General features: G+C 71.6%; 5 protein-coding genes. 2 read left to right on the top strand and 3 right to left on the bottom strand.

Annotation, left to right across the window (positions count from 1 at the left end; translation table 11 throughout):
* Position 1 precedes the first annotated feature (1 nt).
* Positions 2-292, top strand: coding sequence for a DUF2087 domain-containing protein (locus D471_RS0100835; RefSeq protein ID WP_051059087.1), 291 nt, complete (start codon positions 2-4; stop codon positions 290-292).
* Positions 293-452: 160 nt separating this feature from the next.
* Here the strand turns inward: D471_RS0100835 and D471_RS0100830 are convergent, their stop codons facing one another.
* The 3 genes from D471_RS0100830 to aroA all read right to left on the bottom strand — a co-directional run bounded on the left by D471_RS0100830 (position 453) and on the right by aroA (position 3,994).
* On the bottom strand, positions 453-1,187 hold the full coding sequence (locus tag D471_RS0100830; RefSeq protein ID WP_017596871.1) for a response regulator: 735 nt from the start codon (positions 1,185-1,187) through the stop codon (positions 453-455).
* A gap of 516 nt (positions 1,188-1,703) precedes the next feature.
* Positions 1,704-2,714 (bottom strand): ribosome small subunit-dependent GTPase A, encoded by a 1,011-nt coding sequence (gene rsgA, locus D471_RS0100825; protein ID WP_017596870.1) that lies wholly within the window; start codon positions 2,712-2,714, stop codon positions 1,704-1,706.
* A complete protein-coding gene (gene aroA / locus D471_RS0100820; protein ID WP_017596869.1) occupies positions 2,711-3,994 on the bottom strand; it encodes a 3-phosphoshikimate 1-carboxyvinyltransferase in 1,284 nt (427 codons plus the stop codon). The genes rsgA and aroA overlap by 4 nt, the downstream gene beginning before the upstream one ends.
* A 61-nt stretch (positions 3,995-4,055) precedes the next feature.
* Here aroA and D471_RS0100815 point away from each other — a divergent pair.
* Positions 4,056-4,762 (top strand): cysteine desulfurase family protein (locus tag D471_RS0100815; protein ID WP_017596868.1); only part of this gene is annotated, 707 nt, incomplete at its 3' end.

Here is a 4,762-nt window from a genome sequence, read left to right as displayed (position 1 = left end):
GGTGTGGGAGGAGCCGCTGTCGGAGCGGGAGCGGCGGAAGGTGCTGAGGAAGTACATGCCGCACGGCCGCATCACCGTGCTTCCGGTGCGCCGCGCCGAGCGGTTGGTGCTGTTCGACCAGGTGGCGCGGACCTTCGAGCCGGGTGTCCGCTACACCGAGGCCGAGGTGAACGCGGTGCTGGTGCGGTTCAGCGCGGACCTGGCGGTGCTGCGGCACAGCCTGGTGGACGAGGGGTTCATGGAGCGCGACCGGTCGCGGTACTGGCGCTGCGGGGGGACGGTGGACCTGTAGGGGTGCGGTCGGGTCGGAGGAGGGCGTCCCCCGGCCCTCGACCCGGCCTTTCCCAATGCCCCCGTCCCAGGTATGCGCGGGCGAATTCGCTCCGCCACTCGTGGGTTTCGCGGAAATGCTCCCCGCCGCCACCACGGTGAGCGGGGCGCGTTCGCCGTGCCTACGTTCCCGGATGCACGTACTCGGCGCGCACGGCGTAGATGGCGGCCTCGGTGCGCGAGTGCACCTGGAGTTTCTCCAGGATGTTGCGCACGTGGTTCTTCACGGTGTTCTCCGTGATGAACAGCCGCTCGCCGATCTCCCGGTTGTTGAGCGAGTGCGCCAGCAGCTTGAGCACCTCGGTCTCCCTCGGGGTGAGCTGCGGCAGTGCCGGGGCCGACCCGCGCGGGGAGCCTCCCTGTTTGGCCAGTTCGGCGAACTCACCGATGAGTTTGGTGGCCATCGCCTGGTCGACGAAGGACTGCCCCACGGCGATACCGCGCACCGCCCGGGGGATCTCGGTCACCGAGATCTCCTTGCGCAGGTACCCGGTGGCGCCGGCCTTGAGCGCGTCGAAGAGATCGACCTCCTCGTCGCTCATCGTGAGCATGATGAATTTCGCCTGTGGCAGGGCCTCACGGATACGTGAGCAGGCGTCGATGCCGGATGCCTGTGGCATGCGCACGTCCATGATGACGACGTCGGGGCGGTGCTCGGCGGCCAGGCGCACCGCCTCTTCGCCGTCACCCGCCTCGCTGACCACGTCGATGTCCTCCTCCTCGTCCAGGACCGACACCAGGCCGCGTCGAAACAGGGCGTGGTCGTCGACGACGAGGACACGGATGGGGCGGGAGGGGGCGAGGGATTCCTCCGGGGTCCGGATCAGGGCTGGGGGGCTCGGGGGGTGCGGACTCACGACGACGGCCTTCCTTGCGCGTGACAGACGAGAGGTTCCACGTCCCCGCCTCCGTCCATGTGGCCCGGCGGTGGGGAACGCACCGCCTCAGGAGGGGAGTTTCCACTTTAGGCAGGCTTCCTGTGCTCTACGGCGGAATCGAGTGAACCTATCTCGCGGTACCCCGGTCATGTCACCAGAAAACGGGCACATGGTCCGGGGTATCGCCACACCCTCCAAGGAGCGGGACAGAGCAAATACCCGGTTTATTTCTGACCGAAATCTTCTATCCGTCCGGTCCCCCGAAGCGGAAGGGGTTTTCGCGCACCGACGCCTCAGGCCGATTGGGCCAGTCGCAATACACGCAGGTCCATCCGCCGGCCATCAGCGGAAACTCACGCGTCATTCGAGTGATCATGCTCGTCCTTCCCCGTCTTTTCCGGGCGTGACGGGAGACTACCGAGAGTGATCAACGGATTTCGGTGAGCCGGGGAATCCGTCCCTGGACGGGGGGAAGCGCCCTGGCGCGGTCGGGTGCTACGCCCCGGGTTCCTCGTCGAGGGCGCCCTCCCGGCTGGCGAGCAGGCGGCGCAGCGACCCCACGCGGTCGGGGTCGAGGGTCCCCTCGGTGAGCGCGGCGGCGACGGCGCAGCCCTCGACGTCCTCCTGGTGCGTGCAGTCCGTGGGGCACGCGTGGGCGACCTCGTCGATGTCGGCGAAGCCCGCCACGATGTCCTCGGGCTCGATGTGCGCCAACCCGAAACTGCGCACCCCGGGGGTGTCGATCAGCCAGCCGCCCTCGAAGGGCAGCGCGACGGCGGAGGTCGAGGTGTGGCGGCCCCGGCCGGTCACGGCGTTCACGTGGCCCACGGCCCGGTCGGTTCCGGGGATCAGCCGGTTGACCAGAGTCGACTTGCCCACACCGGACGAACCCACGAACACACTGGTCCGGTCGGCCAGGCGGGATCTGAGCCGGGTGAGGTCCCCCCCGGGGCTCAGCACCTCGTAGGGCAGTCCCAGGGGCTCGTAGACCCGGACCAGGTCGTCGGGGTCGGCGAGGTCCGCCTTGGTCAGGCACAGGAGCGGTTCGAGCCCGGCGTCGTAGGCCGCCACCAGGCACCGGTCGACGAAACGGGGCTGGGGCGCGGGGTCGGCGAGCGCGCACACGATGGCCAGCTGGTCGGCGTTGGCGACGATCACCCGCTCGACGGGGTCGGTGTCGTCGGCGGTGCGGCGCAGGATGGAGCGGCGGTCGCGGACCCGCACGACGCGGGCGAGGGTGTCGGGCTTCCCGGACAGATCCCCCACGACGTCGACGCGGTCGCCGACGACGATGGAGCCCCGGCCCAGCTCACGGGCCTTCATGGCCACGACCGGGACGTCGTTCACCAGGCACCGGTAGCGGCCCCGGTCCACGGCGGTGACCAGGCCCTCCACCGCGTTCTCGTGCTTGGGGCGCTTGCGGGTGCGGGGTCGGGAGCCGCCCCGGGCGCGTACGCGGATGTCGTCCTCGTCCAGGTGGCGTCCCCCGCCCCGCGTGCGGCTCATGCCAGAGCCTCCGCCCAGAGGCCGGGGAAGTCGGGCAGTGTCTTGCGCGTGGTGGCGATGTTCTCCACCTCCACCCCGGGCACCGACAGGCCGATCACCGCGCCGGACGTGGCCATCCGGTGGTCGTCGTAGGAGTGGAACACGCCGCCGTGGAGCGGTCGCGGGCGGATGACCAGGCCGTCGGACAGCTCCTCCACGTCACCGCCCAGGTGGTTGATCTCGGCGGCGAGCGCGGCGATGCGGTCGGTCTCGTGACGGCGCAGGTGCGCGATCCCGGTGAGCCGGGAGGGCGTGTCCGCCAGGGCCGCCACGGCGGCGATGGTCGGGGTGAGCTCGCCGACGTCACGCAGGTCGGCGGTGATGCCGTTGACCTGACCGGTGCCGCGCAGGGTGAGGTCGCCGCCGGAGCGGGACACCTCACCGCCCATGCGGGTGAAGAGGGAGCGCAGTTCGTCGCCGGGCTGGGTGGTGTGCTCGGGCCACCCCTGGATGGTCACCTCGCCACCGCTGACCAGGGCGGCGGCCAGGAACGGCGCGGCGTTGGACAGGTCGGGCTCGACGGTGATCTCGGTGGCCTTGACCGGCCCCGGCTCCACCCTCCAGGAGTTCTCCCCGGTGGACACGGACACCCCGACGGCGCGGAGCATCTCCACCGTCATGTCCAGGTGCGGCTGGGAGGGCACGGGCGGCCCCTGGTGGCGCACGTGGACGCCCTGGGCGAACCTGGCGCCGCTGAGCAGCAGCGCCGAGACGAACTGGGACGATCCGGAGGCGTCCAGGACGACCTCGCCGCCGGGCACCGCGCCGGTGCCGTGGATGGTCATGGGCAGGGCGCCGCGCCCGCCGTCGTCGATGTCCGCGCCGAGGGCGCGCAGGGCGTTCAGGAGTTCGTCGACGGGCCGTTCACGGGCGCGGGGGTCCCCGTCGAAGTGGACGTCGCCGTCGGCGAGGGCGGCGAGCGGCGGAACGAAGCGCATGACCGTTCCGGCGTTGCCGACGTCGACGGACGCAGGGCCGCGCAGCGCGGCGGGGGTGACGACGAGGTCCTCGCCGTCCTGGGTGACGCCCACGCCCAGGGCGCGGAGCGCGCCGATCATGAGTTCACTGTCGCGGCTGGCGAGCGGGCGGCGCACGACGCACGGCGTCTCCGACAGCGCCGCCAGCACGAGCGCCCGGTTGGTCACGGACTTGGAACCGGGCAGGGACAGTCGCGCGCTCACCGGCCGCTGGGCCGTGGGAGCGTGCCAGTGGTGGCCGGTGGGCTGCGAGGAGTCAGGCATGACTCAAGGTTATCGGGACCGAGGGCGTGGACGGCGGTGGCGGGCGTATTCTGGGAGCGCCATGGTGTATCTGGATCACGCAGCCACGACCGACGTCCGCCCGGAGGTCATCGCCGACCTCACGGAGGAGCTCGGTTCCCTCGGCAACCCCTCGTCGCTGCACGGCCACGGCCGCGCCGCGCGCCGCACGGTGGAGGAGGCGCGGGAACGGCTCGCGGGCGCCCTCGGCTGCACGCCGCACGAGGTGGTCTTCACCGGGGGCGGTACCGAGTCCGACAACATCGCGGTCAAGGGACTGTACTGGTCCCGGAACGCGGAGGATCAGGCCCGGCGGCGGATCCTGGTCAGCGCGGTCGAACACCACGCGGTCCTCGACCCGGCGCACTGGATGGCCGACCACCAGGGGGCGGTCTTCGAGACGCTCCCCGTCGACGGCGCGGGGCGCGTCGACCCCCGGGCGCTGAGGGACGCGATCGAGCGTGATCCCGGTTCGGTCGCCCTGGTCTCGGTCATGTGGGCCAACAACGAGGTCGGCACCGTGCAACCGGTGGCCGAGCTGGCGGCCGTGGCCGCCGAACACGGGATCCCCTTCCACACGGACGCCGTCCAGGCGGTCGGAGCGGAGCCGGTGGATTTCGCCACCAGCGGAGTCAGCGCCCTGACGGTGAGCGGCCACAAACTCGGCGGCCCGGTCGGGGCGGGCGCCCTGGTCGTCGGACGGGGCCTGGCCCCGGTTCCCGTCCTGCACGGCGGCGGCCAGGAGCGCGA

This window comes from Nocardiopsis lucentensis DSM 44048 (genome assembly GCF_000341125.1).
GTDB lineage: Bacteria > Actinomycetota > Actinomycetes > Streptosporangiales > Streptosporangiaceae > Nocardiopsis > Nocardiopsis lucentensis.
This window is presented reverse-complemented; position numbering and strand designations above follow the sequence as displayed.

Coding starts and splice junctions, on each gene's coding strand:
- rsgA (WP_017596870.1), bottom strand. CDS start 2,714: ATGAGCCGCACGCGGGGCGGGGGACGCCACCTGGACGAGGACGACATC.
- aroA (WP_017596869.1), bottom strand. CDS start 3,994: ATGCCTGACTCCTCGCAGCCCACCGGCCACCACTGGCACGCTCCCACG.